Raw genomic sequence first — 26,286 nt, forward strand, 5'->3', positions numbered from 1 at the left:
GTCGCGCCAGTTGCGGCCGCTTGACCCGGTTTCGCCGCCGTGCGCATTTCATCGCGTTGGGGTCACGATGGGCCGTGGCAGGGGTGGGTGATGACACTGAAAAAGATGCTTTTTTTCGGCGGCGTGTGCGCGGCAGTGCTTCTGGCGTTCTCGATCTCGGCGGAGGCCAAGCGGGCGCGTTGCTATACCAGCGATGACGGCTATTTCTCATGCAGCTACAGGGCGATCGACGACGCGGGCAGCTTCCGCATCTCGGCGCCGGGCTACCCGACCTATGTCCTGGAGATCGACGGGCCGGGCTTTGCCTATGGCTATGTCAATCTCGGCCGCCGCAATGTTCCGCTGCCGGGACAGTTCGTGCGCAGTCGCGACGACGGCGCCTGCTGGAACAACCCGCAGACCAACACCAAGCTGTGCGCCTGGTGAAGTCAGATTTAAGCCGGCGTAAACCGCCTCGGTGAGAAAAGTGTTGCGCCCGAGCGTTTCGGCGCCCACATGAAGCCCGCAACGCCTGCGGATGGGACGGACTGGACACATGCATCGCGTCATCATCAGCGGCATTGGCGTTGAAATCCCCGAACCCAAGATCACCAATGAAGAACTGGTCGCCAGCTTCAATGCCTGGGTCGACATGGAGAACGCGCGCCGCCAGGGCACCGACGAGGCGCCGCTGGCGAAATCGGACAGCGACTTCATCGTCCACGCCTCGGGCGTACGCACACGCCACGTGATCGAGCGCGAAGGCATTCTCGACCCGACCCGCATGGCGCCGCGCATTCCGGCACGGGCCGATGACGCGCTGTCGCTTCAGGCCGAGTTCGGCATTGCCTCGGCGCGAAAGGCTCTCGACCATGCCGGGCTGAAGCCGTCCGATATCGACCTGGTGATCTGCTCGGCCTCGCATCACCAGCGGCCCTATCCGGCGATCGCCATCGAAATGCAGGCGGCGCTTGGCACCAAGGGCGCCGGATTCGACATGGGGCTCGGCTGCTCTTCAGCCGCAGCCGCTTTGCACATCGCCGTCAACCTGGTGCGGTCTGGCGCGCACAAGCGCATTCTGGTGACGACGCCCGAGATCATCACCGGCCATCTCAATTTTCGCGACCGGCAGACGCATTTCATCTTCGGTGACGCCTCGGTGTCGATGGTGGTCGAAGGGCTGGCGCAGGGCGAAAAGCGGCCGGGCCGCTTCGAGGTGCTGGAAACGCGCACCTGGACGCAGATGTCGAACAACATCCGCACCAATCTGGGCTACCACACCCGCACCGCTCAGGATGATCCCTACATGATCAATCTGGAGGGAAACCTGATCAAGCAGGTCGGCAACAAGGTGTTCAAGGAAGTCACCGTCGCCGGGCACAAGTTCATCGTCGAATTCCTCGCCGAGCATGGGCTGACGCCGCAGGCAGTCCGGCGCTTCTGGCTGCATCAGGCCAATGCGCGCATGAACGCCATGATCCTCAAACTGTCGTTCGGCCATGAGGTCGACCACGATCGCGCGCCGATGGTGCTGGAGCGGCTGGGCAACACGGCGGGCGCCGGCGCCATCGTGGCGCTGTCGGAGAACCATGCCGATATGAAGCCCGGCGATTTCGGCCTGATCTGCGCGTTTGGCGCAGGATATTCAATAGGTGGTGCGCTTCTCAGAATGCTCTAGACTCGGGCATTCGATATTCACCCGGCCTGCGCATTCGGTGCTCCCGCACCCCAAAGCGCGCGCCGTTGCGGTTCCCGGAATCCACCATTCCAGTAGCTTAGCGCCGATCTTCTATTCCCCTTAGCCTGACCTCGATCTCAACAGCTCCCGGCGTTCGGGAGTGTCTCGGTTTGAAATCAACGCTTCTGAAAAAGGAGGTTTTGCAATGAGTGATGCCCGCTGCAGTTGCGGTGCTCTGACGCTCATGCTTCCAGGACCATCAAAACTGGTCGTCGCCTGTCATTGTCTTGACTGCCAACGCAGGACTGGCGCGCCATTTGGCGTCGGCGCCTTTTATCCGGTCGACGCCGTTGCCATCTCCGGAACCGCGAAAGAGTTCACTCGCGACGCAGCAAGCGGCGGCAAAGTCCACACCTACTTCTGTCCAGACTGCGGATCGACGATCTATTGGAAGGCCGACAAGCTGCCGTCTTTCATCGGCGTTGCGGTCGGCGCGCTGGCAGACCCGAACTACCCGCCCCCCGTCAGGTCGGTTTTTGAGCAGTCGAAACATGATTGGGTTAAAATCGATGGCGCTGTCGAACACTTCCAGCAAAGCAGTGCGGCAAGAAAATCAGGCTGAGACGGCGCTCACCTGCCGTATCGGGCTGGCGCGAACGGCACCAGCATCGGCACCTGCCTGGCATAGTTGTCATAGGCGCTGCCCAGTTCGCCGCGCATGAAGTGTTCCTCGAGTTTTGCCTTCGTCACGATGCCGATGATGAGCAAAGCGGTTCCGACAATGCCCCAAACCGTACCTTTTGCCGCCATTGTGGCCAGGATCGCCACCAGCAGTCCGGTGTAGATCGGATGCCGGACCAGCCTATAGGGGCCGGTGTCGACGACGTGGTGCCCGGCCTTGGCGGTAATGGTGCCTGACCATAGCCTGCCGAGATGCAGGCGCGCCCACCAGGCAAAGGCGATGCCGATGGGTGCCCGGCCTTGGCGGTAATGGTGCCTGACCATAGCCTGCCGAGATGCAGGCGCGCCCACCAGGCAAAGGCGATGCCGATGGCGATCAGAACGACACAGATCCATGCCTCGGCGATGGTAGGCATCCACAACCTGAGGCGGCCTTCATAGCCATGCGCCGGAATGAACAGCAACGCCGCGCCGACCAGCCAGAGAACCCGATAGCGAACCTCCACCCTGAACCCGGCGCGTTTCTGGGTAGGGTCGGCCCAGAGCGCGGCGGCGGCCCAGGTCACCACCCAGATCAGCCAAAGCAGCGCGATTGCTGTCCCGGGACGCATGAGAACCTCCGCAGACTTGGTCTGGCGTCACCATGAAGCCGGCACGGCGCGGCAGCAATGCGGCGTTGCGTGGGCTGGTTCCAATTCAGGTAAGAAGATCGTGATCCGCGCCGGACCTCATTCATTGGGACAGCTGAACATCCATTGCACGCCAAAGGCGTCGACCAGCATGCCGAAGCTGGTTCCCCAATATTGCCGCGCCAGGGGGACGGTGATCCGGCCGCCCGCGGCCATGCGGGCGAAAAGCTCCCGCATCGCCGACAGGCTGTCGAATTCCAGGCAAAGGGCGGAGCCTTTCATCGGCTCGGCATCGTCATTGTCCGAGGCATGAAACAGCACGCCCGGACCTTCGAATCGCGCATGCAACACCTTTCCGCGCATAGCTTCGGTCCGCACCGGCATGGTGTTGTTGCCCCAGCGCAGCAGGATCGTCGCGCGGCCAAGACCGCACTGTTCGTAGAAGGCCAGTGCCGGGTCGCAATTGGTGGTGAAGAACAGCGAAGGGGAGAGCCGCATCGGTTCGCTCCTGTTCGTCGCGGCCGAAATCACTGCGCGGCGGCCGTTGCGGCAGCGACAAGTGCTTCGCCTGAGTATTGCCGGCTGCCGATACCCCAGCCGCCGTCGGGCGCATTGACGATGTTGATCCAGGTGTTTTCAGGCCGGTGGCCGGGCACGCAGAGCTCGGCGACAATCCCGGCGGCCGCATTGATAAACGCATTTCGGGCTTCGATCGAACCAAGGCCGATGTTCGGCAGCTTCAGTTCGACCATGACCACCGGTCGATTGGCGCCACCGGCATAAATGCGATGCAGGGGCAGGATATTGACTGTGCCTCCGACAATCGCGGTGAAGAACGCATTGCCGGTAGCGCCGGAGGCTTCGATGAGGGCAGCGCTGAGGCGCGGCAGGATCTCGCGCTCTCCCGCCGGGGTCAGTACGCCTTCGGGCGCGGTCACGGTGATTGGCATTTGGCTCTCCTTTTTCGCTGGTTTCCATGGCAAGCCGGCAGACATGTCTTCCCGGCTTGCCATGTTTCGTATCAATTGTTACGTTATACGAAGAACGTGAGTCAACAGGTTTCGTATCGATCACTATGGATGATTTGGAAAAGCCTCGAGGTGGCCGGCCACGCGCGTTCGACCTCGACCGGGCGCTAGATGCGGCGATGCATCTGTTTTGGGAGCATGGCTATGAGGCGACGTCGCTGGCCATGCTGCGCGAGGCGATGGGGCTGACGCCGCCGCAGATCTACAACGCCTTCACCGACAAGGAGACTTTGTTCCGCAAGGCGCTGACGCGCTACCACCAGACCGAGATCGGCTTTGCGTTGGAGGCGCTCAGCGCGCCGGTGCCGACGGGGGAGGCGATCCGGCGGTTGCTGCTCGGCGCGGCGGAGGCCTATTCCAGGCCCGGCAAGCCGGGTGGCTGCCTGTTCGTCAGTGGTGCGCTCGCCGCCTCGCCGCAGGCGCAAGCTATTGCCGATGAACTCAAGGCCTATCGCAAGGCAAGTGAAGCGGGGATCGCCGAGCGGCTGGCCCAGGGCCGGGCAATCGGTGACCTGCCGGAAGGCCTCGCCGTCGAGGGCTTCGCCAAATTCCTGGCCGGCGTCATGAACGGCATGTCGATCCAGGCGCGCGACGGCGCTTCGGTCGAAGAGTTGCGCACTTTGGCCCAAACCGCTCTTGCGGCGTTCGCAATCGAAGGGCAAAAACAGGCGCATCATCCAAGGAATGAAGCCGATGCTGGATCTCTTCCCCGAGGCTGAAAAGCCGGTCGAAATCGTCCCGGCGCGTAAGCTGGTCGCCAAGGTGGCAGCGCTTTACATGGCGCCATCGGATCATTTCGAGACGCGCCCGGTCGACGCGTTGCGGCTGGGCTTCGATGGCATATCAGGTGATTTCCACGCCGGCGCGACACGGCGCTCCGGCGGGCGCGAGCCCTGGTATCCGCGCGGCACCGAAATGCGCAACGAGCGGCAATTGTCCGTCGTAGCGGCGGACGAACTGGCCATCGTTGCCGAACGGATGGGCCTGGCCGAGATCAAGCCGGAGTGGATCGGCGCCAATCTTTTGATCGTCGGTGTGCCGCATCTGTCGATGCTGCCGGCCGGCACGCTGCTGTTCTTCAAGGACGGCGTGACCATCAAGGTCGACGCGCAGAACGGACCTTGCCGCATCGCCGGCCGATCGATCGCCGAACATGCCGGGATGGCCGACATCGAGGCCGGCGCGCTGCTGTTCCCGAAATCGGCGAAGCGGCTGCGCGGCCTCGTCGCCTGGGTCGAGAAGCCGGGAACGATCAAGGCCGGCGAAGAGATATCGGTGCGGGTGCCCGAGCAGTGGATCTATCTGAGCTAGACTCTCGCCTGCATTGGAATGCCGCATTGGGTAGGGGCTACGCCGCCGAGGCGGCGTAGCGGTATCTCCGAACTGGCCTCAGGCTTTGCGGTTCTTCTTCGCCCCCTGCGCCATGATGGAAACGTCGTCCCATTTTTCCCAGGTGGCGATGCGGTTGGCGTATTCCTGCTTGATCATCGGCAGGCCGCCATCGCCGAAGAACACGCGCAGTGGCGGTTCGGCGGCATCGACAATGGCCAGCATCGCCGGTCCGGTGGCCTCGGGATCGCCGGCGACCGAATTGGCGCGGCGCTCGGCCATCTTGGCGCGGGCGGGCGCATAGGCCTCGATCGGCTTGGAGACCTTGGCCGACGGACCGGCCCAGTCGGTTGAGAATCCGCCCGGTTCGACCAGCGTCACATGGATGCCGAATTCCGCGACCTCGATGCCGAGCGACTGGCTGAAGGCCTCGAGCGCCCATTTCGAGGCATGATAAAGGCCGAGCGAGGCAAAGGCATTGACGCCGCCGATCGACGAGATCTGGATGATGTGGCCGGAGCGCTGCGCCCGCATGATCGGCAGCGCGGCCTGGGTGACCCACAGGGCGCCGAACACATTGGTTTCGATCTGGTCGCGGGCTTCCTGTTCGCTGACTTCCTCGATGGCGCCGAAATGGCCATAGCCGGCATTGTTGATGACGATATCGAGCCGGCCAAAGCGCTTGTGCGCCTCGGCTATCGCGGCGTCGACGGCTTTCTTGTCGGTGACGTCAAGCTTTATCGCGGCAATATTGTCGCCGTACTTCTCGACGAGATCGGCGAGCGTGCCGGCATCGCGGGCGGTCGCCGCGACGCGATCGCCACGGGCGAGTGCGGCCTCGGCCCAGACGCGGCCAAAGCCCTTCGACGATCCGGTGATGAACCAAACCTTGTTTGTCATGATGTGGAGTCCTTGCCCCTGCGGGCGTGATTTCGGGTGAAAGCGGAGGCTTCTCCGCTTTTGGGCATATACGGACAATCCGGCGCTTTTCCAGAGGCGAAGGAAATCTTTTTGAACAGACCGCCTTGTTGATCAGGGGTATTGCACCGGGCTCGACCATGCCGGGTCGTCGTGCTTTTGCCAATAGAGCGCCATCAGGCGGTTGGTGATCGGCCCGACCTTGCCGCCCGCGATCCGGTCGCCGTCGATCTCCGTCACCGGCATGATGCCGCCGGCGGTCGAGGTGATGAAGACCTCGTCAGCTTCGCGCAAAGCGGCGACACTGACATCGGTGGCAACGGCGGCGAGACCTTGTTCGGCGCAGAGATCGAAGACGGTGCGACGGGTGATGCCGGGCAGCACGCCAATGGCCGGCGTCGACAGTTTGCCGTCCTTGACGCAGAAGACGTTGAAGCCCGGGCCTTCCGCGACATTGCCGTTGAAATCGAGAATCAGCGCGGTCTCGGCACCGCGGTCATAGGCGTCGTAGAGGCCGCGCACCAGATCGAGCCAGTGGTAGTTCTTGATCGCGGGGTCGATCGAGGCCGGCGGGATGCGCACCTTGTCGCTGATGGCGACACGGAGGCCGCGCTGCAACTGCTCGGCATTGGCGACCGAGCCGAACGGCACCGCGAACGCCATGAAGCGGTTGACCGCCTGGCGCGGGTCGCGGCTGAAGGTCGGCGAGGCGCCGCGCGTGCACAGCATTTCGACATAGGCGCTGCGATGTCCCGACAACGCCACGCAATTGTGCAGGATCTCGGTCACGCCTTCACGGTCGAAGGGGATCGTCATGCGCAGCTTTTCCAGCCCGCTGAAGAAACGGTCGAGATGCAGGTCGAGGCGGAAGAAGCGGCCGTTCCAGACATGCACAGTATCGTAGGTAGCGTCGGAATGCAGAAAACCCCAGTCCAGCACCGAGACCTTGGCTTGCGACATCGGCAGGTACTGGCCGTCGAGGAAGGCGATGCCGTCGGGATAGGAATGCGGGTCTACGTGGCGGTCGCTGACCGTTGGCAGTGGCTTTGCATCCTGTCTTGCCATCGTCTGGCTCATCTGGGCGTCCTCTCGCGCAAGGCGGGATCAGCAGGCTATCGGCGCCACGCGGAAGGCATAGAGCCAGCCGACAGGCGCCGTTCGTCCTCGATGGCTATCCGGCCGATACATTGGACTGGAATTGCCCTATGTTGCGGGCTCTGACCGGGAGGGGACATGCGCAGGTTCGGGACCGTCATCGCAGCCATGATGATTTTCGCCGCCACGGGCCGAGCCAGTGCCCAATGCGCGCGCGAGGGCGAGGAACTGTGCCAGAGCGGTCAGATCTATCGCTGCGAGAAAACCGGCAGCGAATTGACGCCGATCTTCCAGAACGTGCCTTGCGCGACGAATGCGCCGACGTTGAGCGGCATTTGGGTCGGCAGCGGCCACCAGAGCCCGGCCGGGGCCACCGGCGCGGACTGGTCGATCGCCATGACGATCAATGATGGCGGTGCATCGATCGACTATCCGTCACTTGGCTGCGGCGGATCCCTGTCCCAGACGTCCAGGGACGAGACATCAGCGCAATACCATGAGAGCATCACTTACGGTCAGGACAAGTGCATCGACGGCGGCAACATCACCGTCAGGTTTTTCAAGGGAAATCTGTCCTGGACATGGACAGGCCAGGCGGAGGGCCAGCCTTACAATGCGGTCGCCGTGCTGACGCGGCAATAACAGGCCTCTGCCTCATTCCTCCTCGTCGTCGGCGTCAAGCAGGCGCGTGGCGCGCCAGCGGGTGAGCATCATGTTGGTCTGCTCGATGACGAAGAAACGCGCCGAGTCACGGTCATAGCCTTCGCCCATCAATTTTTCGTAGTCGGTGTGCACGTGGCGGATGTGGGCAATGGTCGCCAGCCACACGGCGATGGTCGGCGGCAACGTCTTCATGTGAACCGAACCGGCATCCGCACGGATCTTCTCCATGTCGGCATAGGGCGCCAGCGGCAGCAGTGCTGTCAGCGCCTTGGCGATGGCGCGGCGGCGTCCCGTCGGCGCTGCTTTCATCGCCGAATCCGATTGGGCTCGTCGCGCCCTTCGATTGTCGCCTCGACGAAGGCATCGGTCGAGGCGAAGTAGGGTTTTATGTCGATGACCGGCGTGCCGTCGAGCACGTCGATGGCGTCGAGATCGAGGCGGCCCGTGCTGATGTCGAGCCCGACCAGCCTGGCCACATGCAGGCCGACCGGGTTCGGCCGGGCAGGGGAGCGCAGGCCGAATACGCCTTTTGCTTCAGCCGCATGGCGAGGTTTCTGCACAATCAGAGTCCGCGGCGCATGGTGGAGCCAGGACAGGATGATGATGTGGCTGGCGCGCTCCAGCCCCTGCAGGCCGCTGCGATAGGGCGCGTCGATGGTCACCACGGCCGGCTGCCCGGTCTCGCGCGCGGCGCGCATGTTCTTAGGGCAGGTCTCCCGTGTCGTCCATGGCGAGGTGATGCGGCCGATGAAGACGATGCCGCCGTCGGCCGGCATCAGTGCCGGATCGTTTTCCAGCTTCTGCTCGCCGTCGCGCGCCTCGAACATCTCACGTGGTCCGGTCATTGCGCCCTCATCTTTGGACGTGCATGTCGTTGCCCCAAAACCGCTACACACTTTTGGGCGACATGCACCAAGGGATCACGCAAGCGGCATTTTCTTGTCCGGAAGCGACATAGCGCTTGCAAGGATGCGAAAATCGACATAAACATATGTTTATATCTTTTTCAAAGAGAATACTCTGATGCATGTCTCGCTCGACACCATGGTGGACACATTGAAGGCGGCGGCCGAATCCAGCCGCCTGCGCATATTGGCACTGTTGTCGCGCGGCGACCTCACCGTTTCCGATCTTACCGAAATTCTCGGTCAATCGCAGCCGCGCGTTTCGCGGCACCTCAAGCTGCTGCTGGAGGCCGGGCTAATCGGCCGCTACCAGGAAGGGTCGTGGGCCTTCTTTCGCCTGTCTGATGCGGATTCCGCGCGCGGCTTCGTCATGGGGCTGGTTTCCAGCATTCGCGGCGCCGACCCGCAGGTCGAGCGCGATCTCGAGCGGCTAGGCTCGGTCAAACGCAAGCGGCAGGACCGGGCAGCCGAGTATTTTTCGGTGAATGCGGCAAGCTGGGACCATATCCGCTCGCTACATGTGCCGGACCGCGCCGTCGAAGCCGCGATGCTGAAGCTGGTCGGCAAGCGGCCGTTCCAGTCCATGCTCGACCTCGGCACCGGCACCGGGCGCCTGCTCGAAATCTTCTCGCCCCTGTACCGGCGCGGTGTCGGCATCGACATGTCGCGCGAGATGCTGACTGTTGCGCGTGCCAATCTCGATAAGGCAGGTGTTTCGAATGCTCAGGTGCGGCAGGGTGACATCTTCGCGCCGCCGGTCGAGCGCGACGCCTTCGATCTCGTAACCATCCACCAGGTGCTGCACTATCTCGACGATCCCGCGCGCGCCATCCACGAGGCGGCGCGGCTTTTGCGGCCCGCCGGACGGCTGGTCATCGTCGACTTCGCGCCGCACACGCTGGAATTCCTGCGCGACGAACACGCGCATATGCGGCTCGGCTTTTCCGACCGGCAGATCGCCGACTGGTTTGCGGAAGCCGGCCTCGATCTCGAGGACAGCCAGGAGTTCGAGCCACGCGGCGGCAACGAAGCCAGGCTCACTGTAAAACTCTGGCTTGGGCGCGACCGTCGCCTGCTGATCGCCGACCCTTCCAACGACACAAGGCAGATAAGGGAAATTGCCTGATGAACCAGTTCCGCTTTTCCCGCCGCCCCGACATTGGCGACAAGGTCAGGGTTTCCTTCGAGTTCTTCCCGCCAAAGACCGACGAGATGGAGGCGAGGCTGTGGGACACGGTCACCCGGCTGGAGCCGCTGAAGCCGAAATTCGTCTCGGTTACCTATGGCGCCGGTGGTTCGACGCGTGAGCGTACCGCCCGCACGGTAAAGCGCATCCTGACGGAAACCGGTATTCCGGCCGCGGCGCATCTGACCTGCGTCGGTGCAACGCGCGACGAGGTCGACGCGGTCATCCAGGACTATAAGTCGATCGGCATCAACCGGTTCGTGGCGCTGCGCGGCGATCCGGCCTCAGGTGTCGGCGAACCCTATCGCCCGCATCCCGGTGGCTACGAGAATGGTGCGGAACTGGTCGCCGGACTCAAGAAGATCGCGGATTTCGACATCTCGGTCGCGGCCTATCCGGAAAAGCATCCGCAAAGCCCCGATTTCGCCACCGACATCGAGATGCTGAAACGCAAGGTCGACAATGGTGCGACGCGCGCCATCACCCAGTTCTTCTTCGACAATGATCTCTACGAGCGCTATGTCGAGCGCGTCCGCCGCGCCGGCATCTACATCCCCATCGTGCCGGGCATCCAGCCGGTTCACAGTTTCAAGCAGGTCGCAAACTTTTCCGCCAGGGCGGGCGCGCATGTGCCCGGCTGGCTGGCGGAGCGGTTCGAGGGCCTTGACAGGGACCCGCAGACGCACGCGCTGGTGGCGTCGGCGGTGGCGGCCGAACAGGTCATGGACCTGGTCGAGCGCGGGGTCGGGGATTTCCATTTCTACACGATGAACCGAGCCGATCTGGTATTTGCCATCTGCCACATGATCGGCATCCGCTCACACGAAGCCGAGGCGACGGGTTCGGCTGCGGCTTAGAGCGTTTCCTGTTCTGAGCTTCCGAAATGCAAAAAGGCCGGGTAAAAACCCGGCCTTTTTCGATGGTTTTGACTATGTGGTGCTGGTCTTCCCCGTCTTGGCGGGTCAGGGAAGAAAGCCCATAATGAGGGCTCCGATGAAGGCGAACGCAGCACAGATCATCAATGCGTTGATAGGCCTCGTAAGTCCCATGACATAGCCTCCTCTTAAAGAGCTATGTCCGAGAGTCTAGGTTCATTTGTGCCACAGGCAAGCGAAAAATGTGCTGCATTGCGACGTGATTGCCAGATTTGCGACCCGCCTTTTGCCGTTAGGCATTGAAACTCTTCGGCAAAAACCCGCTTCAGACCTGTGAACAAAATGTGGCAGCGATGTGTCACTATCGTGTCATGGCAGCGCTACCGCGGCGCTCTAACGCCTTCCGAACAGCCGCCCGTCGATGGTGACGAGGCCAAGTGCGATCAGCACCACGCCGCCGATTTCGAACAGTTCGAGCCGTTCGCCGAGGAACAGGAAGCCGAGCAGCATGGCGCTTGCCGGCACGATGAGCGTGACCAGCGAGGCATTGGTGGCGCCGGCCGAGGCGACGAGGTTGAAATAGAGGATGTAGGCGAAGGCGGTGGACAAAAGCGCCAGCGCCAGCACCGCCGCCCAGACCGGAGGCGAGGCGGAGAACAGACCGGCCGGGCCATAAGTAAAGAGCACGATCGGGATCATGATGATGGTCGAGGCGGTCAATTGTCCGGTGGCGATGACCGGCGATGGCACGCCTTTGAAGCGGCGGGCGACCATCAGCGCCACGCCATAGGACAGCGAAGCGCCGATCAGCGCGAACTTGGCCCAGACCGGGCCGCCGAGCCCGGCAAGCAGGCCGGGGCCGATCATCACCGCCGTGCCGGCGACGCCGAGCGCAATGCCGGCTAGCTTGTTCCAGGAGAGCTTTTCGTCTGATGTCAGCGCGTTTGCGAGTATCAACGTCCAGAACGGCGTCGTTGCGTTGAGCACCGCGGCGACGCCGGCGCCAAGCTGGGTCTGGCCGGCGAAGATCAGCGAGAAGGGGATGACATTGTTGGTGAATGCCAGCAGGAAGAACAGGCCGGCATGGGGAAGCGCGAGGCGGAAGGACGGTCCGCGAATGGCGAGATAGAGCTGCAGCGCGATCGCCGCGATGGCGACGCGAAACAGCACCAGCACCAGCGGATGAAGTTCCGCCACCGCGATGCGGGCAAAGAAGAACGAGCCGCCCCAGATCGCACCGAGCAGCAGGAGCTGTCCCCACTCCTTGAGCACCATCGGCCCGCGTGGCGCTGATGTCGCGGCCATTGCCATGTCAATCGTCCTCCCCAGACGGCCTGAATGCCAGCCGGTCAGCCAGAACGCATATCGGGTCTGGCGAAAAGGGCCACCCGAAACCTGACTGATGGCAAACACTGCCACTTGGAACTAGCGCAGCTGCGTCAGTGCCACGAGACACAGAATTGTTTTCATTAGCCGCTAGCTTGGATTAATTGTGCGCAGCCGACATGAGGATTCGTCCATGCAGCGATTCGAGAATGCCCGCGAGGCGGCACTGGCGCTTCGCCCGGACGATCCAGTCTATTGCTTCCGCCCGCAGGTGCTGATGGCGGATGCCAGGCAGTTCATGGGCATGTTCCCCGGCAAGACCGCCTATGCGGTCAAGACCAATGGCGAGCCGATCGTACTCAAGGCGCTGGTCGAGGCCGGCGTCACTGCTTTCGACGTTGCCTCGCCAGGCGAGTTCGCCGCCGTGCGCGCGGTCTCACCCGATGCCGAGATGCTCTACATGCACCCGGTCAAGGCTCAGTCTGATATCAAGCTGGCACTGGAGAAGTACGCCATCCGTGTCATTTCGCTCGACCATGAGGACGAGATCACCAAGCTGACACGAGTGGTGCGGGCGCTCGATATCGATCCGGGCGCGATAGCCGTGTTCGTGCGGGTGCAGACCAAGGGGCTTGCCGCCTACGAACTGTCGAAGAAGTTCGGCGCCGGGCCGGCCTATGCGGTCGAGCTGGCGGAGCGGCTGAACCGCACTGGCTACAAGGTCGGCCTGTGTTTCCATGTCGGCAGCCAGATCGAGGATCCCGATACCTATGAGCGGGCGCTGGCCTCGGCCGACTGGGTGCGCAACCGCCTGACCTTCGACATTGCCGGGCTCGATGTCGGCGGCGGCTTTCCGGCCGAGTATGGCCACGACCCGAACCGCAAGCACATCGAGATGCCGTCGCTCGGCCAGATCATGTCGCGGCTTTCCGGCGACCTCAAGGAGTACCAGTTCGACCAGATACCGCTGGTGGCCGAGCCCGGCAGGGTGATCGTGGCGCGCTGCCTGTCGCTGATCGTGCGGGTGCTCTTGCGCAAGGGCAAGCGGCTCTACATCAATGACGGCATCTGGGCATCGCTGTCGGACTCATGGACCGGCAAGATCACGCTGCCGGCGCGTTTCATCCCCGATCCGGCGATCCGCTCGCGCAATGGGGAGGAAAAGAACATCGTGCCGTTCAAGGTCTGCGGCGCGACCTGCGATTCCGTCGACATCCTGTCGCGGCCATTCTGGCTGCCTGAAACGGTCGACACCGGCGACTGGATCGAGATCGGCCATATCGGCGCCTATTCGCTGTCGCTTAGGACCCGCTTCAACGGCTTTTACCCCGACACCTTCGTCGAGGTAACGACGCCGTTCGACGAAGGCGACGCGCCGCAAGGCTTTGCGAGTTTGGAGACGATGGCGAATTAGTGAGGTGGTGAGTAGAAGCGGCCCTTCTATTCACTACTTACTATTTGCACTCACTAGAGCCTCGCCAAAAGCTCCGGCGTCGGCCAGCCATCCACCGGCAGGCCGAGGCGGATCTGCTCCTTGCGGATGGCTTCGCGGGTGTTGGTGCCGAGGATGCCGTCGACCGTGCCGACATCGTAGCCCCTGGCTTCCAGCCTGGTCTGCAGCGCCTTCAGTTGCTCGTTGTTGAGGCCGGTCTCGGGATTGCGCGGATCGAACTGTGGCGCGCCCGCCAGCCTGGCGGCGAGGTTGGCAGCGGTCAGCGCGTAGGTGAAGGACTGGTTCCATTCAAGATAGACGTCGAAATTGTCGTAGGTGAGGAAGGCTGGCCCTCTACGGCCCATCGGCAGCGCGAGGCCCGCCTTCAGGCTATTGTCGACCAACGGCGCGCCGCTGGGGTAGGTGACGCCCCATTGTGCCCATTGCGTCAGCGGCAGCTTGTTTGTGCGCCCGGTCTGGTCCCACGGCATGTCGTCGGGCACGCGGACTTCCTGGATCCAGGGCTCGTCACGTTTCCAGCCACGCGACAGAACCTTGTTGGCGGTGGTCATGATCACATCCGGTACGCTGCCGCGCAGGTCGACCTTGCCGTCGCCATCGCCGTCGACGCCGCGCGCCAGATAGTCGGAAGGCAGGATCTGGGTTTGGCCGATCTCACCGGCCCAGGCGCCCCTGACATCGGCCGGCACGACGCCGCGATCGATCAATTCCAGAAGTGGCACGAGCTGAGGCCGGAACAGTTGCGGGCGACGGCAATCATGGGAAAGCGTCACCAGGGCGCTCAGCGTGTGGAAATCGCCCTGCACGGCACCGAAATCGGTCTCCAGCGCCCAGAAGGCGGCGATGATCGGTGCCTGGACGCCGAATTGCTGGTCGGCACGGGCGAAGACATCGGCGTATTTCTTCATGTTCGCCGCGCCCTGCTTCAGCCGGTAGGCCGAGATCATGCGATTGGAAAATTCGGTGAAGGTCTGGGTGAAGACGCCCTGGGCGCGGTCGCGCGCCAGGACCTTGTCGTCGATGGTGGCATCCTCCAGCGCGTCCAGACCCACTGCACCGACACCAGCCGCCTTGGCTTCCGCCGCTACGCCCTGCTTCCAGGCTTCGAAGTCGCCGCCACATTCCTGCGCCATCGCCGGCAAGGCCGTGGCGCACAAGAAGAGCGCCGCGAGGGCTTGGGAATGCAGTCGCATCAGCTTCCTTTCGTACGAATGAGGGCATTTGTCGTGCCCCCCTCGGAAGCCCCAACGCCCTTGATTACCGCCGGTTGCACTCTTTGCCGCCGGCTGTGTCGAAAAGCAAGCGGCAGGCCCGGTGTCAACGGTGTTCTGCCGAAGCCCCTTATTCCGCTCTGCTTCGCTGCGGTTAAACCTAGGTCAACGGGTGTTCTGCCACAGCCCCCTTTTTCCAGGCGACTTCGTTGCCGTTGAACCGGGGTCAACGGGTGTTCTGCCGCAACCACTTGTTCCACGCAGCTTCGCTGCCGTTGAAGACGTTGATGTCGGACTTGCCGGTCATGCCCGGAACGATGCCGGTTCCGGTGTATTGCCAGAAGGTGAAGGGGTGACTGCCGTATTTTTCGCGCGGATGGCCGGCGACGGATCGCAGCCAGTATTGATAGCCGCGGAAGGTCGATAGCTGGTTGTCGTCGAAGAAGTCGACCGAGGTGTAGATGATCGGCTTCTTGCCGTAGTGCCGTTCGACGATTTCGAGGAAGGTGGTCATCTCCGCGCGCACCGTGGCGGCATCGGGACGCAACCTGCAGGTTGGCGACTTCGGGTTCCACTCCATGTCGAGGACCGGCGGCATCGCCGAGCGATCGACCGGGACGTTCTGGATGAACCAGCGCGCCTGCTGGGCGGCGGGCGTGCAGAAGTAGTAGAAGTGGTAGGCCGCGCGCGGAACGCCGGCGGCTTTCGTGCGGGCCCAGTGTTCGTTGAAATATTCATCGAAGCGGTCACCGCCCTCGGTCGCCTTGATGAAGGCGAAGGAGATGCCGCTGGCCTTGGCAGCCGGCCAGTCGACCGATGTCTGGTATTTGGACACATCGGTGCCGTGGACGGCATAGTTCCACGGCGCGCCGCTGTCCCATTCATGCGGCTTGGAATCGGCGAAGCGCGGCGCGCGCACGGCAACCGTCGTCGGGCTGCTGGACGCAGACGGCGACAGCGGCGAGAGATCGTCCACCGTCGAGCAGGCGCTAAGCAGTGTAAGCATGATGAGGCCCGCAAGACGGCGCATCGCAACTCCCGAGCCGGATTCAGCCGGTCGCTGATGGGTCTGTGCACTGATGGCCGGCGCTTGGTCTGGCCCCCGACGAGCGATGGCCCCACAGCATCGCCCGGTATCTTCGCTTTCGTGCATGTCGTTGTCCCAAAACCGCTGCGCAGTTTTGGGCGACATGCATTGATCGCCGAACATGGTTGATATCAGGTTGACGGCGCTCGACAAGCACTGCGATTTGCGGAAGCAATGGCGGCAAATCGATGACATAAGCGTCAGGCAGGGGCCTGGGAGGAAACAAATGCGGACCGTCGCCAAGATCGTCAGATGGCTGCTTGGCCTGGTCGTGCTGGCGATCGCCGCGCTCTTCGCCTGGCTCTACATCGCACCGCCGGAATTGATCCGTGTCGGTTCGGGCTATTCGGCCAAGATTGTCTGCTCGAACGTCTTCATCGCCGGTCGCGACGCCAATGAGGTGCTCGCGGTCGACGTGCAGGCGCCTGGGCACCCGCTGCTGCGGCTGATGCGGGTCTCGGTGGACAAGAACAGGGGAACGGTCTCGGCGGGCCTGCTTGGCTTCCTTGGCAAGAGCCTCGCTGTCGCCCGTGATGGGCTGGGCTGCGCCTCGGTTCCCGATGGCGATGTCGGCAAGGCGCGACGGACGGCGGTCTATGCCGAACCGTCGGCGGTCAGCCAGGACGCGCTGTGGCCGGAGGGCGAGCGGGTCGAGCCATCACAGGACCCGGTGATTGCCAAGCTGCTCGACGATGCGGCGCTGACCGGCACCGGCATGCGTGCGGTGGTGGTGGTCAAGAATGGCCGCGTCGTCGCCGAGCGCTATGGCGCGGGATTCTCGGCAAAGACGCCGATGCTCGGCTGGTCGATGACCAAGACGGTGAACGCCGCGATCGTCGGCGCGCTGGTCAAGGACGGCAAGATGGCGGTCGACAACAAAGGCCTGTTCGCGCCATGGAAGGCGGACGGCCGCGCCGCGATCAGCCTTGCCGACATGATGGCGATGTCGAGCGGACTGGAGTTCAACGAGGACTATGGCGACGTTGCCGACGTCACGCGCATGCTCTACCTCGAACCCGACATGGCAGGCTTCGCCGAAGCCAAGCCGCTGGTGGCCGAGGTCGGCAAAGTGTTTACCTATTCGAGCGGCACGGCGGTGATGCTGTCGCGCCTCTGGCAGGACGCGATCGGCGACAAGGGCAAGGCGCTGACGTGGCCACGAACGGCGCTGTTCGAGCCGCTCGGCATGCACAGCGCGGTGCTCGAGACCGATGAACAGGGCACCTTCGTCGGCTCGTCCTATCTCTATGCGACTGCGCATGACTGGGCCCGCTTCGGCCAGTTCCTGCTGCAAGGGGGCGTGTGGAACGGCAACCAGGTGCTGCCGGCCGGCTTCGTCGACTGGATGCGGGAGCCGGCGCCGGCCTCGAAAGTCTACGGCAAGGGCCAGTTGTGGATCGAGGCACCGGGCGACGAGAAAAAGCCCGGCGCTGGCGTGGCGGCGGGCCTGCCCAAGGACACCTACTGGATGGAAGGCCATGACGGGCAGACGGTGACCATCATTCCCTCGGAGCAACTGGTGGTGGTGCGGCTCGGGCTGACGCCGGCCAAGCTCGGCTACCGCCCTCAGGCGATGGTCGGGGCTCTGGTGGCCGCGCTACATTAGCTTCTACGGACGCGGCCCGATCACGGCCAGCCACGCATAGCCGCGATAAAGCGTGCGGAAACGGAAGCTTGCGCCGGTTCGACGAGATTTCGATTCCAGAACCTCGCGCAGGGTCGAGCGCGGCGCGACATGGAACTTCTTGAGCCAGCCGCGCAGCAATGCCCGGAACCAGCCCGGCAGGCCTTCTTGCTGGCCGAAATCGACGACGTGCAGCGAACCATTCGGTGACAGCGCTGCAAGTGCCGCCGACACCGTCTTTTCCCAGCCAGGGATCATCGACAGCGAATAGGAGACGAAGATGCGGTCGAACCGTTCGACACCATAAAGCGCGCCCGCATCGAAATCGGTGGCGTCGCCCCTCGCCAGCGTGACGCGGCCCGACAAGCCTTCGCGGGCAATGGCAGTGCCGGCCGTCTCCAGCATTTCGGCCGAAATGTCGAGGCCGAAGAAGCGGGCGTCGGGATAGCGGCGGGCGGCGAGGATGATGTTGCGGCCGGTGCCGCAGCCGAGTTCAAGCACGGTGCCGCCGGCCGGTACGTCGAGCCCAGAGATCATCAGGTCGCGGCCGAGCAAATAGTATTTGCGGGTCAGGTCGTAGATGTGGCGCTGCCAGCGATAGACGCCGTCCATCAGTTCGGCATGGCTGGCCGGCAGCTCGGTGGTGCTCATGCTGCGTGCTTCTCATAGAGATGGAAGCCGCCATAGATGGCCGAACGGTCACGGGCCGAGAATTCGCGCGACGCCTCGTCCTGATAATTCCACTGGTCGAGCAGCGAGCTGGAAACCCGGCCGGGCAACAGGCTGGGCTCGGCGGCGGTACGGAAGATGACGCGGGCGCCGGCCGACGCGGTGCGGGTGATTTCGGACCATAGCGCATTGAGCTGGTCGTCGGTCATCCAGTCCTGAGCATCGAGCAGGATGAAGCGGTCGACCGCGCCTGCATCCTTGCCGGCAAGGAACTCGATCAGATTGGCATGGTGGATGGCGACGCGGTCGACATTGCCGCGGATGGCTTCGTAATTCTGCTTTTCGAGATAGGCGGGCAGGGCGGCCTCGCCGGGATTCGGATAGCGGCGGGCGAAGGCCTGCCAGGCGAAGTAGTTGTTCTCCAGCGGAAAATCGCAAGCGAGCTTTTCCAGCCGGCCCTTGAGCACGCTGGCCATGGTGCCGTCGCCCGAAGTGATCAGCGAATCATACTGCGCTGGCGGAATGCCGAGACCGAACAGCGAGGCCTTGCGGGATGTCGCCCATTTCAGCAGCGGCTTGTCGAAGACCGGCGCCAGTTCCTCGTTGAAGAAGCGGCGCTGCTCGCCGAGATTGCGGGCCTGCATGATGCCGGCAGGATCGACGCCGAAGAACTTTGCCGTGCGGTGGCCCATGGCGATGAACAGGCCGAGCAGGCCGGTCTGGTAGAAATTGCGGTCGAAGACGGCGATGCGCCGGCGGCCGCGCCAGTTGCGGCGCTCCCAGTAGTGACGGCTGACCGGGTCGAGATGCGGCGCGATGAAACGGTCGTAGGCTTGCGAATTGTGGCTGGTGTCGGCGGCGCCGAAGAAGCGGAACAGATCGCCCTGCGCAGGCAGGTGGCGCACGGCCTCCAGCTTCATGCGGTTCAACGCGATATGCGCTGCATTGAGGTCGACGGCGTCAATTTGTGCCGGCGAACGGGTCAGGTAGGCAAGGATGTTGCAGCCGCCCGAGGCGATGGTGACGACGCGATGGCCCTGGCCAAGCTGCATCGCCTCCATGTCGACATCGGGGTCCTCCCAGATCTGCGGGTAGACGAGGCCGGAAAACAGGAAGGCGAACAGCCGCTCTGAGATGCCGGCTTTCGACAGCGGGCGGTTCTGGTAGACGGCCTTTCCAACTTCCTTGCCGCGGCGAAAAACCAGATCTGCGGAAACGTCCGTCATGGCAAGGTGATTCCCCATTTGCTTTGGCGCAAGCGGGTAGCGCAGGGTCATGACAGGCCAGTGACAGCCTGTTAACGTAGCTTCAGGCCTTGCCAAACCCGCCCGGCGTCGGCGTCGTCAGGATGACGGCGTCGCCGGCCTGAAGCACGGTCTGGTCGCAGGCTTTCAACAGGTCGATCGCACCGTCCTTCCGACGGACCTTGGTCGAGCCGACTTCGCCGTCGCCGCCACCGTCCAAGCCTTGCGGCGGGCGGTTGCGATGCGAGGACAGGATCGCGCATTCCATCTTCTCGAGGAAACGGATGGTGCGCTTGGTGCCGTCGCCGGCGCTCCATCTGCCCTTGCCGCCGGAACCTTCCCGAATGTGGAAATCCTCGAGCAGCACGGGAAAGCGCAGTTCCAGCACTTCCGGGTCGGTGAGGCGCGAATTGGTCATGTGGGTGTGGACGCCGGAAGTGCCGGCAAAGCCGCGGCCGGAGTTCATTTGGCCGGCGGGCGAGCCGGAACAAATCGTCTCGTAATATTGGTACTGCTTGTTGCCGAAGGTCAGGTTGTTCATGGTGCCTTGCGCGTTGGCCATGGCGCCCATGGCGCCGAACAGCGCATTGGTGACGTGCTGCGAGGTCTCGACATTGCCGGCCACGACGGCGGCAGGGTAGGCGGGTTTGAGCATGCAGCCGTCGGGAATGATGATGTTGATTGGCCGCAAACAACCGGCATTCATCGGGATCATGTCTTCGACCATGACGCGGAAGGCATAAAGGACCGCCGCGCGGGCAACCGGCTCGGGCGCATTGAAATTGTTCTTCATGACCGGCGACGTGCCGGTGAAGTCGACAGTCGCCTCGCGCCGTTGCCGATCCACCGTGATCTTCACCTTGATGAGCTGGCCGGTATCGGTCGGATATTCATAGTCGGAAGCGTCCGGCAGCCGCTCCAGCACACGACGCACGCTCTCGGCGGCATTGTCCTGGACATGGCTCATATAGGCTTCGACGACATCGAGGCCGAAATGCGCGACCATCTTGCGCAGTTCCGCGACGCCTTTCTCGTTGGCGGCGATTTGCGCCTTGAGGTCGGCGATGTTCTGATGCGGATTTCGGGCCGGCCAGCGGTGGTCGGTAAGCAGCGTTTCCAGTTCCTTCTCGCGGAAGCGGCCGCGATCGACAATGCGGAAATTGTCGAACAGCACGCCTTCCTCGTCGACCGTGGTAGCGAGGGGGGTCATCGAGCCGGGCGCCGTGCCGCCGATGTCGGCGTGGTGGCCACGCGAGGCGGCCCAAAACAGGATTTTCTGCTGAGCGTCGTCGAAAACCGGCGTCACCACGGTGATATCGGGCAGATGGGTGCCGCCATTGTAGGGGGCGTTGAGGGCAAAGACGTCGCCGGGGTGGATGTCGCCGGAATTCAGCCGGATGATGGTTTCGACCGAACGATCCATGGAGCCCAGATGCACCGGCATGTGCGGCGCATTGGCGACCAGCGCGCCGTTGTGGTCGAAGACGGCGCAGGAGAAATCCAGCCGCTCCTTGATGTTGACGGAATAGGCGGTGTTCTGCAGCGTCACGCCCATCTGCTCGGCGATCGACATGAACAGATTGTTGAAGACTTCCAGCATCACCGGATCGGCCTCGGTGCCGAGCGCTGCCTGCCGCTGCTTCTCCTCGACGCGGCGTAACAGCACATGGTTCTTGGCGGTGATCTCGGCCTGCCAGCCCGGCTCGACGACGATGGTCTGGTTCGGCTCGATGATCAGCGCAGGGCCGGCAATTCTATGCCCGGGCTTGAGCCCTTCGCGGCGAATGATGCCGGCGTCGCGCCAGATGCCGTCGGAGAAGATTTTTCGTACTTCCAAAGGACTTGCGGCGATGTCTTCGAGTGCGGAATCGCTTTCGTCGCGTCCCGTGCCACCGGTATCGGTCCCCTCGACGCCGACGGTCTCGACGATCATCGGCTTGTTGTCATAGACGAAACCGAACTGCGCCTTGTGGGCAATTTCGAAATCGCGCTTGGCCTTGAAGATCGAGTCTTCCTCGAAATTCACCGGCAGTGTCGTGTCGGTGCCGTCATATCGAATGTGAAGCACCGGCTTAGCGGCAACCATGTCTTCGGCGATGCCCTGCACTGCGAATTCGGCGAAGACGGCTTTTCTCAAGGCGGCAATCAGGTTGCCGATCTCGGTTCTGGACTCTTCCGCCAGCGGCTTCAGCAGCGCCTGCTGGCGCGAGGCAAAAACCGAGGACAGGCCAATGCCATAGGCCGACAGCAGGCCGGAAAAGGGATGGATCAGCACTGCTTCCATGCCGAGCGCGTCGGCAACCAGGCAAGCATGCTGGCCGCCGGCGCCGCCGAAGCAATTGAGCAGATATTCGGTGACGTCGTAGCCGCGCTGGACGGAAATCTTCTTGATGGCATTGGCCATGTTTTCCACGGCGATGGTGACGAACCCTTCGGCGACAGCCTCGGGCGTGCGGCCGTCGCCGATTTCGGCGGCCAGTGCGGTGAATTTTTCGCGCACCGTTTCGACGTCGAGCGGCTGGTCCTGGGCGGGACCAAAGATCTTCGGAAAGAAATCGGGCTGCAGCTTTCCCAGCATGACATTGGCATCGGTGACGGCCAGAGGCCCGCCGCGGCGATAGGCGGCCGGGCCGGGATTGGCGCCGGCGGAATCGGGTCCGGCGCGGAAACGGCCGGCCTCGTAGTGGAGGACCGAGCCGCCGCCGGCGGCGACGGTGTGGATGCGCATCATCGGCGCGCGGATCCGCACGCCGGCGACCTCGGTGTCGAAGGCACGCTCATACTCGCCGTCATAGTGGGCGACATCGGTGGAGGTGCCGCCCATGTCGAAACCGATGACCTTGCCGAAGCCGGCAAGCTTCGCCGTCTCGACCATGCCGACAACGCCGCCCGCTGGCCCGGATAGCAACGCGTCCTTGCCCTGGAACATGTCGGCGGCGGTCAGGCCGCCAGAGGACATCATGAACATGAGGTGAGGAGATTGGCCGGGCGCCGCGCCCAATTCCCCAGCCACCTTCTGCACATATCTCGACAGGATCGGCGACAGATAGGCGTCGACCACGGCGGTGTCGCCCCGGCCGACCAGCTTGATCAGCGGCGACACCTCATGGCTGACGGAAACCTGGCCGAAGCCGAGCTTTCGGCAGACCTTTGCCACCGCCTTCTCGTGGTCGGGGTATTTCCAGGCATGCATGAAGACGATGGCCACGGCGTCAATGCCATCGGCTTTCGCCTGCTCGATCGCCGGCCGGCAAGCGGCGATGTCGAGCAGCCGTTCGATGCTGCCATCGGCGCGCACGCGCTCATCGATCTCGATGACGCGCTCATAGAGCTGTTCGGGAAGGATGATCTCCTTGGCGAAGATGTCCGGCCGCGCCTGATAGGCGATCTTCAGCGCGTCGCGAAACCCCTTGGTGATGAGCAGAAGCACCCGGTCGCCCTTGCGCTCCAGAAGGGCGTTGGTGGCGACGGTGGTGCCCATCTTGATGTCGCCGATCAGGCCCGGCGGGATTGCGCCGCCGGAGGACAGGCCGAGAAGGTCGCGAATGCCCTGGATAGCGGCATCGGCATAGGCTTCGGGATTTTCGGAGAGAAGCTTGCGCGGATGCAGCCCGCCTTGCGGGTCGCGGCCGATGACGTCGGTGAAGGTGCCGCCGCGATCGATCCAGAAATCCCACGTCGCGGTCATGGCAGCTCCCGGCAGTTTCAGTTCGATTTGTTCAACACATCCTGTTAGTTCGCCGTTGTCTGACGGGCAATCGCAAACGGGCCAGATGATATTACATACGGAAACGCAACGTTACGAAACTCATGGCCATCTGATGCATTTCCCCTTCGACCGTTCACCGCAACGTGAACGTGTAGTGAAGGAGAGATGTTATGAAAAAGCTCATTCTTGCGTCCGTTTCCGCTTTGGCGTTGCTCGGCGTTGCTGCCTGCAGCGACAGCGGCACGGACAACACCACCACCCAGAGCACCAATCCGCCAGCTGCCGAGCAGCCGATGAAGCCGGCGACGCCGGAAGCCACGCCGCCGGCGACCGATAACTCGACCACGAAGAGCATCACACCCGAGAAGCCTGCCGAGCCGGCTCCGGCAACACCAGCTCCTGCGCCCGCGCAGTAGTCAACAAAGCAGTACTCGTGTGATGATTGAGGAAGGCCGGCTTGTGCGCCGGCCTTTCTCATATTGTCCGCGCCCCGTGGCTACATCCCCCTTCGGCGCCACAGCGACCGGTTGCGCCAAGGCTGCGGCACTGTCCCGGCTTGATAGCAAGGGGCCGTGGCCCTAAGAAGCAGGCCATGTCGATTTGGGATCGCCTTGGCGAGTTCATCACGCGCGTTTCATCCTCAACCTCGTCCGGCGTCGCCGACGTCGTGGAGGCCGTGCGCACGATTTTCTCCGGCGACGCTGATCTGCGCCGGCGTGTCGCTTTCTCGGTGGCGATGATCGCGCTGTCGGCCAAGATGGCCAAGGCCGATGGCATCGTGACCCAGGACGAGGTGCGGGCGTTCCAGGAAATATTCGAGGTACCGCCGAAGGAGACGCGCAATGTGGCGCGGCTCTTCGATCTCGCCCAGCGCGACGTTGCCGGTTTCGAAACCTATGCCGAGCGGATGGCGCAACTGTGCGGCTCGGGTCATTCCAACTGCGTGATGCTGGAAGACATACTCGACGGTCTGTTCCACATCGCCAAGGCCGATGGGCTGGTGCATGAGCGCGAAGGCCACTTCCTGCATCGTATCGCCGAGATTTTCCGCATCGACGAGGCCCATTACGAGAGCATCATGGCGCGGCACGTCAATCTCGGAGCAGGTGATCCCTATGTCGTGCTCGGCATCGAACGCGGCAAGCCGTTCGAAGAAGTCAGGAAGCGTTATCGCAAGCTGGTCTCCGACAATCATCCGGACCGGCTGATCGCGCGCGGCCTGCCGCAGGAGTTCATCAAGATCGCAACGACCAGGGTGGCGGCGATCAACGCCGCCTATGAGATGATCGAGCGGGGCCTGCGGCACGCATGAGCGGCTTCCTGCCCGACGAGCCCAGCGCCGAGGTCAGGGTATCGCCGAATTTCGGTCCGCGGCGCGACACGCTTAGGCCCGACATGATCGTGCTGCATTACACTGGAATGGCGACCGGTGCCGGCGCCGAAGCATGGCTGTGCGATCCGGCCAGCGAGGTCTCGTCGCACTATCTCGTGCATGAGAGTGGCCACATCGTGCAGATGGTCAGGGAAAGCGATCGCGCCTGGCACGCCGGCCAGAGCTCGTGGTTCGGACGCGCCGACATCAATTCCTGCTCGATAGGCATCGAGATCGTCAATCCGGGACATTCGCTGGGCTATCCCGGTTTTCCCAGGCGACAGATCGATGCGGTGATCGGCCTGTGCGCCGGGATCGCAGGTCGGCACTCGATTGCCGCCGAGCGAGTGCTGGCGCATTCCGACGTGGCGCCGGGGCGCAAGATCGATCCGGGCGAGAAGTTCCCATGGCGGGCGCTGTTTGCGGCCGGCGTCGGCCATCTCGTGGCGGCCGCACCCGTCAGGCGAGGGGCCGTGCTCAAGACCGGAGACACCGGCGCCGATGTCGAGGCGTTGCAGTCGATGCTGGCGCTCTATGGCTATGGCGTCGAGATATCAGGCATTTTCGACCGGCAGACGGAGATTGTCGTCGAAGCGTTTCAGCGACATTTCCGGCCGCGCAAAGTGGATGGTGTTGCTGATGGCTCGACACAGCGGACGCTAGAAAGGCTGCTTGCTTCCGTAAGGTCTTGATCTCGGGGGAAGCTGTTCCCAAGGTACTCATTCCAGTCCTTAAGTTACAAGCTGTCACTCAAAGTGACTTGCCTGGCCTTGTTTGGCACCAATTCGAGCTTCAAACGGCTGGCGTGCAAGTTGTCGGACCCCCAGCCCCCCGGATGTTCCGATATTGATTAAGCGTTGCTGCGTGAACACCTTCACGCGGTTCAGACAGAACAGGATCACATGCAGAAATTGACCGTTTTAACGGCAGCTGTTGCTGCCGGCGTAATGACTTTTGCCTTCGGTGCCGCGAATGCCAGCCCTCGGGCTGATCAAGGGCTCGTCGCGGTATCCGCAAAACCCAGCAAGGCAGGCCAAGACGCCAAGGCCACGAAGCGGTCTCCCGTGAAAATGGAAAAGGCAAGTTTTGCCAAGCCGAAGAAATCCGCCAAGAGGCAGACGAAGCGCGGCCGCAAGACCTTGGACATGGCGACAACGGCGTCGATCGGCCTCACGAACGCGGCTGCGTCGACGGCAGCAGTGGCCGGCGGCGGTCAGTATTCGGCGATCGTCGCGCGCTATGCCGCGAGCTACGGCGTACCGGTTTCGCTCGCTCACGCAGTCATCAGCATCGAGAGCAACTACCGGCCGAACATGGTCGGCAGCGCCGGCGAGATCGGCCTGATGCAGATCAAGCCGGCGACGGCGCGGATGATGGGCTACAACGGTTCGGCAAAGGGCCTCTTCGACCCCGACACCAACATCAAATACGGCATGAAGTACCTCGCCATGGCGCAGGACCTCGGCGGCGGCACCACCTGCGGCACGATCCTGAAATATAACGCCGGCCACGCCGCGACGCGGATGAACCCGGTGTCGGCCGCCTATTGCAGCAAGGTCAAGGTGCAGATGGCGGCGCTTTAGCCGACTGGTTGTGTGGAGCCGGCCGGAGCGGCCGGCTTTTTC

At 63.1% G+C, this 26,286-nt stretch carries 27 protein-coding genes; 14 read left to right on the forward strand and 13 right to left on the reverse strand.

Going from position 1 to position 26,286, the window contains the following annotated elements:
• Positions 1 to 90 precede the first annotated feature (90 nt).
• The 3 genes from CGZ66_RS19290 (at position 91) to CGZ66_RS19300 (ending at position 2,279) form a co-directional block, all read left to right on the forward strand.
• Positions 91 to 426 (forward strand): hypothetical protein, encoded by a 336-nt coding sequence (locus CGZ66_RS19290; RefSeq protein ID WP_095086838.1) that lies wholly within the window; start codon positions 91 to 93, stop codon positions 424 to 426.
• 109 nt (positions 427 to 535) lie between these two features.
• A complete protein-coding gene (locus CGZ66_RS19295) occupies positions 536 to 1,657 on the forward strand; it encodes a beta-ketoacyl-ACP synthase III (protein WP_095086841.1) in 1,122 nt (373 codons plus the stop codon).
• Positions 1,658 to 1,862: 205 nt separating this feature from the next.
• Positions 1,863 to 2,279, forward strand: a complete 417-nt coding sequence (locus CGZ66_RS19300) for a GFA family protein (RefSeq protein ID WP_095086844.1) — start codon at positions 1,863 to 1,865, stop codon at positions 2,277 to 2,279.
• 8 nt (positions 2,280 to 2,287) lie between these two features.
• On the opposite strand, the gene CGZ66_RS40820 is transcribed toward CGZ66_RS19300, so the two are convergent.
• The 3 genes from CGZ66_RS40820 to CGZ66_RS19315 all read right to left on the reverse strand — a co-directional run bounded on the left by CGZ66_RS40820 (position 2,288) and on the right by CGZ66_RS19315 (position 3,917).
• Positions 2,288 to 2,662 (reverse strand): methyltransferase family protein, encoded by a 375-nt coding sequence (locus CGZ66_RS40820; protein ID WP_245331144.1) that lies wholly within the window; start codon positions 2,660 to 2,662, stop codon positions 2,288 to 2,290.
• A gap of 404 nt (positions 2,663 to 3,066) precedes the next feature.
• Positions 3,067 to 3,465 carry a VOC family protein gene (locus CGZ66_RS19310; protein ID WP_095086847.1) on the reverse strand — a complete coding sequence of 133 codons (399 nt, stop codon included), beginning with the start codon at positions 3,463 to 3,465 and terminating at the stop codon, positions 3,067 to 3,069.
• Between the two features lie 29 nt (positions 3,466 to 3,494).
• Complete coding sequence (locus CGZ66_RS19315; RefSeq protein ID WP_095086850.1) at positions 3,495 to 3,917, reverse strand: tautomerase family protein; 423 nt, start codon at positions 3,915 to 3,917, stop codon at positions 3,495 to 3,497.
• Between CGZ66_RS19315 and CGZ66_RS19320 the strand changes: the two genes are divergently transcribed.
• Together CGZ66_RS19320 and CGZ66_RS19325 are read left to right on the forward strand one after the other, a co-directional pair.
• The gene (locus tag CGZ66_RS19320; protein WP_245331145.1) at positions 3,911 to 4,714 is read left to right on the forward strand and encodes a TetR/AcrR family transcriptional regulator; all 804 of its coding nucleotides are present in this window, start codon (positions 3,911 to 3,913) and stop codon (positions 4,712 to 4,714) included. The genes CGZ66_RS19315 and CGZ66_RS19320 overlap by 7 nt on opposite strands.
• Positions 4,689 to 5,306 carry an MOSC domain-containing protein gene (locus tag CGZ66_RS19325; RefSeq protein WP_095087939.1) on the forward strand — a complete coding sequence of 206 codons (618 nt, stop codon included), beginning with the start codon at positions 4,689 to 4,691 and terminating at the stop codon, positions 5,304 to 5,306. The genes CGZ66_RS19320 and CGZ66_RS19325 overlap by 26 nt, the downstream gene beginning before the upstream one ends.
• 78 nt (positions 5,307 to 5,384) lie before the next feature.
• On the opposite strand, the gene CGZ66_RS19330 is transcribed toward CGZ66_RS19325, so the two are convergent.
• Both CGZ66_RS19330 and CGZ66_RS19335 read right to left on the reverse strand, forming a co-directional pair.
• The gene (locus CGZ66_RS19330) at positions 5,385 to 6,224 is read right to left on the reverse strand and encodes an SDR family oxidoreductase (RefSeq protein ID WP_095086855.1); all 840 of its coding nucleotides are present in this window, start codon (positions 6,222 to 6,224) and stop codon (positions 5,385 to 5,387) included.
• Between the two features lie 132 nt (positions 6,225 to 6,356).
• Positions 6,357 to 7,319, reverse strand: a complete 963-nt coding sequence (locus CGZ66_RS19335) for a D-amino acid aminotransferase (protein ID WP_095086858.1) — start codon at positions 7,317 to 7,319, stop codon at positions 6,357 to 6,359.
• A gap of 156 nt (positions 7,320 to 7,475) precedes the next feature.
• Between CGZ66_RS19335 and CGZ66_RS19340 the strand changes: the two genes are divergently transcribed.
• Positions 7,476 to 7,979: a hypothetical protein gene (locus tag CGZ66_RS19340; protein ID WP_095086861.1), complete on the forward strand. Its 504-nt coding sequence runs from the start codon at positions 7,476 to 7,478 to the stop codon at positions 7,977 to 7,979.
• A gap of 12 nt (positions 7,980 to 7,991) precedes the next feature.
• Here the strand turns inward: CGZ66_RS19340 and CGZ66_RS19345 are convergent, their stop codons facing one another.
• The gene (locus CGZ66_RS19345) at positions 7,992 to 8,309 is read right to left on the reverse strand and encodes a DUF2293 domain-containing protein (RefSeq protein ID WP_095086864.1); all 318 of its coding nucleotides are present in this window, start codon (positions 8,307 to 8,309) and stop codon (positions 7,992 to 7,994) included.
• Positions 8,306 to 8,845: a tRNA (N6-threonylcarbamoyladenosine(37)-N6)-methyltransferase TrmO gene (gene tsaA, locus CGZ66_RS19350; protein WP_095086865.1), complete on the reverse strand. Its 540-nt coding sequence runs from the start codon at positions 8,843 to 8,845 to the stop codon at positions 8,306 to 8,308. The genes CGZ66_RS19345 and tsaA overlap by 4 nt, the downstream gene beginning before the upstream one ends.
• A gap of 178 nt (positions 8,846 to 9,023) precedes the next feature.
• Between tsaA and CGZ66_RS19355 the strand changes: the two genes are divergently transcribed.
• Both CGZ66_RS19355 and metF read left to right on the forward strand, forming a co-directional pair.
• Complete coding sequence (locus CGZ66_RS19355; RefSeq protein ID WP_095086868.1) at positions 9,024 to 10,031, forward strand: ArsR/SmtB family transcription factor; 1,008 nt, start codon at positions 9,024 to 9,026, stop codon at positions 10,029 to 10,031.
• Complete coding sequence (metF, locus tag CGZ66_RS19360; RefSeq protein WP_095086870.1) at positions 10,031 to 10,948, forward strand: methylenetetrahydrofolate reductase [NAD(P)H]; 918 nt, start codon at positions 10,031 to 10,033, stop codon at positions 10,946 to 10,948. Before CGZ66_RS19355 ends, metF begins: the two co-directional genes overlap by 1 nt.
• A gap of 411 nt (positions 10,949 to 11,359) precedes the next feature.
• Here metF and CGZ66_RS19365 read toward each other — a convergent pair whose 3' ends face one another.
• Positions 11,360 to 12,277, reverse strand: coding sequence for a DMT family transporter (locus CGZ66_RS19365; protein WP_095086872.1), 918 nt, complete (start codon positions 12,275 to 12,277; stop codon positions 11,360 to 11,362).
• A gap of 208 nt (positions 12,278 to 12,485) precedes the next feature.
• On the opposite strand from CGZ66_RS19365, the gene CGZ66_RS19370 reads away from it, so the two are divergent.
• Positions 12,486 to 13,706, forward strand: a complete 1,221-nt coding sequence (locus CGZ66_RS19370) for an alanine racemase (protein WP_095086875.1) — start codon at positions 12,486 to 12,488, stop codon at positions 13,704 to 13,706.
• Positions 13,707 to 13,759: 53 nt separating this feature from the next.
• Here CGZ66_RS19370 and CGZ66_RS19375 read toward each other — a convergent pair whose 3' ends face one another.
• Both CGZ66_RS19375 and CGZ66_RS19380 read right to left on the reverse strand, forming a co-directional pair.
• Positions 13,760 to 14,938 (reverse strand): lytic murein transglycosylase, encoded by a 1,179-nt coding sequence (locus CGZ66_RS19375; protein WP_095086878.1) that lies wholly within the window; start codon positions 14,936 to 14,938, stop codon positions 13,760 to 13,762.
• 244 nt (positions 14,939 to 15,182) lie between these two features.
• A complete protein-coding gene (locus CGZ66_RS19380) occupies positions 15,183 to 15,986 on the reverse strand; it encodes a glycoside hydrolase family 25 protein (RefSeq protein WP_095086881.1) in 804 nt (267 codons plus the stop codon).
• A gap of 283 nt (positions 15,987 to 16,269) precedes the next feature.
• Here CGZ66_RS19380 and CGZ66_RS19385 point away from each other — a divergent pair, with 283 nt between their 5' ends.
• Entirely contained in the window at positions 16,270 to 17,649 is a 1,380-nt protein-coding gene (locus tag CGZ66_RS19385) for a serine hydrolase domain-containing protein (RefSeq protein ID WP_095087941.1), read from the forward strand.
• A 3-nt stretch (positions 17,650 to 17,652) separates the two neighbouring features.
• Here CGZ66_RS19385 and CGZ66_RS19390 read toward each other — a convergent pair whose 3' ends face one another.
• From CGZ66_RS19390 to CGZ66_RS19400, 3 genes are read right to left on the reverse strand one after another with little or no spacing between them, the layout of a single operon-like run.
• Positions 17,653 to 18,318, reverse strand: coding sequence for a class I SAM-dependent methyltransferase (locus CGZ66_RS19390; protein WP_095086884.1), 666 nt, complete (start codon positions 18,316 to 18,318; stop codon positions 17,653 to 17,655).
• On the reverse strand, positions 18,315 to 19,613 hold the full coding sequence (locus CGZ66_RS19395) for a BtaA family protein (RefSeq protein WP_095086887.1): 1,299 nt from the start codon (positions 19,611 to 19,613) through the stop codon (positions 18,315 to 18,317). The genes CGZ66_RS19390 and CGZ66_RS19395 overlap by 4 nt, the downstream gene beginning before the upstream one ends.
• Positions 19,614 to 19,644: 31 nt before the next feature.
• Positions 19,645 to 23,268 (reverse strand): hydantoinase B/oxoprolinase family protein, encoded by a 3,624-nt coding sequence (locus CGZ66_RS19400; RefSeq protein ID WP_095086890.1) that lies wholly within the window; start codon positions 23,266 to 23,268, stop codon positions 19,645 to 19,647.
• A gap of 191 nt (positions 23,269 to 23,459) precedes the next feature.
• Here CGZ66_RS19400 and CGZ66_RS19405 point away from each other — a divergent pair, with 191 nt between their 5' ends.
• The 4 genes from CGZ66_RS19405 to CGZ66_RS19420 all read left to right on the forward strand — a co-directional run bounded on the left by CGZ66_RS19405 (position 23,460) and on the right by CGZ66_RS19420 (position 26,244).
• Positions 23,460 to 23,705, forward strand: coding sequence for a hypothetical protein (locus tag CGZ66_RS19405; protein ID WP_095086893.1), 246 nt, complete (start codon positions 23,460 to 23,462; stop codon positions 23,703 to 23,705).
• Between the two features lie 176 nt (positions 23,706 to 23,881).
• Positions 23,882 to 24,601: a J domain-containing protein gene (locus CGZ66_RS19410; RefSeq protein WP_095086896.1), complete on the forward strand. Its 720-nt coding sequence runs from the start codon at positions 23,882 to 23,884 to the stop codon at positions 24,599 to 24,601.
• Positions 24,598 to 25,353 carry an N-acetylmuramoyl-L-alanine amidase gene (locus tag CGZ66_RS19415; RefSeq protein ID WP_095086900.1) on the forward strand — a complete coding sequence of 252 codons (756 nt, stop codon included), beginning with the start codon at positions 24,598 to 24,600 and terminating at the stop codon, positions 25,351 to 25,353. The genes CGZ66_RS19410 and CGZ66_RS19415 overlap by 4 nt, the downstream gene beginning before the upstream one ends.
• Before the next feature lie 210 nt (positions 25,354 to 25,563).
• A complete protein-coding gene (locus tag CGZ66_RS19420; RefSeq protein ID WP_095086903.1) occupies positions 25,564 to 26,244 on the forward strand; it encodes a lytic transglycosylase domain-containing protein in 681 nt (226 codons plus the stop codon).
• Positions 26,245 to 26,286: the final 42 nt, after the last annotated feature.

The sequence above is a fragment of the Mesorhizobium sophorae genome (assembly GCF_002270415.1).
In the GTDB taxonomy this organism is placed as follows: domain Bacteria; phylum Pseudomonadota; class Alphaproteobacteria; order Rhizobiales; family Rhizobiaceae; genus Mesorhizobium; species Mesorhizobium sophorae.

What these genes read in the sequence shown, in the direction of transcription:
- CGZ66_RS19325 (WP_095087939.1), top strand. Translation starts at nt 4,689, where the DNA reads ATGCTGGATCTCTTCCCCGAGGCTGAAAAGCCGGTCGAAATCGTCCCG.
- CGZ66_RS19315 (WP_095086850.1), bottom strand. Translation starts at nt 3,917, where the DNA reads ATGCCAATCACCGTGACCGCGCCCGAAGGCGTACTGACCCCGGCGGGA.
- CGZ66_RS19310 (WP_095086847.1), bottom strand. Translation starts at nt 3,465, where the DNA reads ATGCGGCTCTCCCCTTCGCTGTTCTTCACCACCAATTGCGACCCGGCA.
- CGZ66_RS19330 (WP_095086855.1), bottom strand. Translation starts at nt 6,224, where the DNA reads ATGACAAACAAGGTTTGGTTCATCACCGGATCGTCGAAGGGCTTTGGC.
- CGZ66_RS19345 (WP_095086864.1), bottom strand. Translation starts at nt 8,309, where the DNA reads ATGAAAGCAGCGCCGACGGGACGCCGCCGCGCCATCGCCAAGGCGCTG.
- CGZ66_RS40820 (WP_245331144.1), bottom strand. Translation starts at nt 2,662, where the DNA reads ATGGTCAGGCACCATTACCGCCAAGGCCGGGCACCCATCGGCATCGCC.
- CGZ66_RS19290 (WP_095086838.1), top strand. Translation starts at nt 91, where the DNA reads ATGACACTGAAAAAGATGCTTTTTTTCGGCGGCGTGTGCGCGGCAGTG.
- CGZ66_RS19370 (WP_095086875.1), top strand. Translation starts at nt 12,486, where the DNA reads ATGCAGCGATTCGAGAATGCCCGCGAGGCGGCACTGGCGCTTCGCCCG.
- CGZ66_RS19340 (WP_095086861.1), top strand. Translation starts at nt 7,476, where the DNA reads ATGCGCAGGTTCGGGACCGTCATCGCAGCCATGATGATTTTCGCCGCC.
- CGZ66_RS19365 (WP_095086872.1), bottom strand. Translation starts at nt 12,277, where the DNA reads ATGGCAATGGCCGCGACATCAGCGCCACGCGGGCCGATGGTGCTCAAG.
- CGZ66_RS19355 (WP_095086868.1), top strand. Translation starts at nt 9,024, where the DNA reads ATGCATGTCTCGCTCGACACCATGGTGGACACATTGAAGGCGGCGGCC.
- CGZ66_RS19395 (WP_095086887.1), bottom strand. Translation starts at nt 19,613, where the DNA reads ATGACCCTGCGCTACCCGCTTGCGCCAAAGCAAATGGGGAATCACCTT.
- CGZ66_RS19410 (WP_095086896.1), top strand. Translation starts at nt 23,882, where the DNA reads ATGTCGATTTGGGATCGCCTTGGCGAGTTCATCACGCGCGTTTCATCC.
- metF (WP_095086870.1), top strand. Translation starts at nt 10,031, where the DNA reads ATGAACCAGTTCCGCTTTTCCCGCCGCCCCGACATTGGCGACAAGGTC.
- CGZ66_RS19390 (WP_095086884.1), bottom strand. Translation starts at nt 18,318, where the DNA reads ATGAGCACCACCGAGCTGCCGGCCAGCCATGCCGAACTGATGGACGGC.
- CGZ66_RS19405 (WP_095086893.1), top strand. Translation starts at nt 23,460, where the DNA reads ATGAAAAAGCTCATTCTTGCGTCCGTTTCCGCTTTGGCGTTGCTCGGC.
- tsaA (WP_095086865.1), bottom strand. Translation starts at nt 8,845, where the DNA reads ATGACCGGACCACGTGAGATGTTCGAGGCGCGCGACGGCGAGCAGAAG.
- CGZ66_RS19415 (WP_095086900.1), top strand. Translation starts at nt 24,598, where the DNA reads ATGAGCGGCTTCCTGCCCGACGAGCCCAGCGCCGAGGTCAGGGTATCG.
- CGZ66_RS19380 (WP_095086881.1), bottom strand. Translation starts at nt 15,986, where the DNA reads ATGCGCCGTCTTGCGGGCCTCATCATGCTTACACTGCTTAGCGCCTGC.
- CGZ66_RS19420 (WP_095086903.1), top strand. Translation starts at nt 25,564, where the DNA reads ATGCAGAAATTGACCGTTTTAACGGCAGCTGTTGCTGCCGGCGTAATG.
- CGZ66_RS19335 (WP_095086858.1), bottom strand. Translation starts at nt 7,319, where the DNA reads ATGAGCCAGACGATGGCAAGACAGGATGCAAAGCCACTGCCAACGGTC.
- CGZ66_RS19295 (WP_095086841.1), top strand. Translation starts at nt 536, where the DNA reads ATGCATCGCGTCATCATCAGCGGCATTGGCGTTGAAATCCCCGAACCC.
- CGZ66_RS19300 (WP_095086844.1), top strand. Translation starts at nt 1,863, where the DNA reads ATGAGTGATGCCCGCTGCAGTTGCGGTGCTCTGACGCTCATGCTTCCA.
- CGZ66_RS19385 (WP_095087941.1), top strand. Translation starts at nt 16,270, where the DNA reads ATGCGGACCGTCGCCAAGATCGTCAGATGGCTGCTTGGCCTGGTCGTG.
- CGZ66_RS19400 (WP_095086890.1), bottom strand. Translation starts at nt 23,268, where the DNA reads ATGACCGCGACGTGGGATTTCTGGATCGATCGCGGCGGCACCTTCACC.
- CGZ66_RS19375 (WP_095086878.1), bottom strand. Translation starts at nt 14,938, where the DNA reads ATGCGACTGCATTCCCAAGCCCTCGCGGCGCTCTTCTTGTGCGCCACG.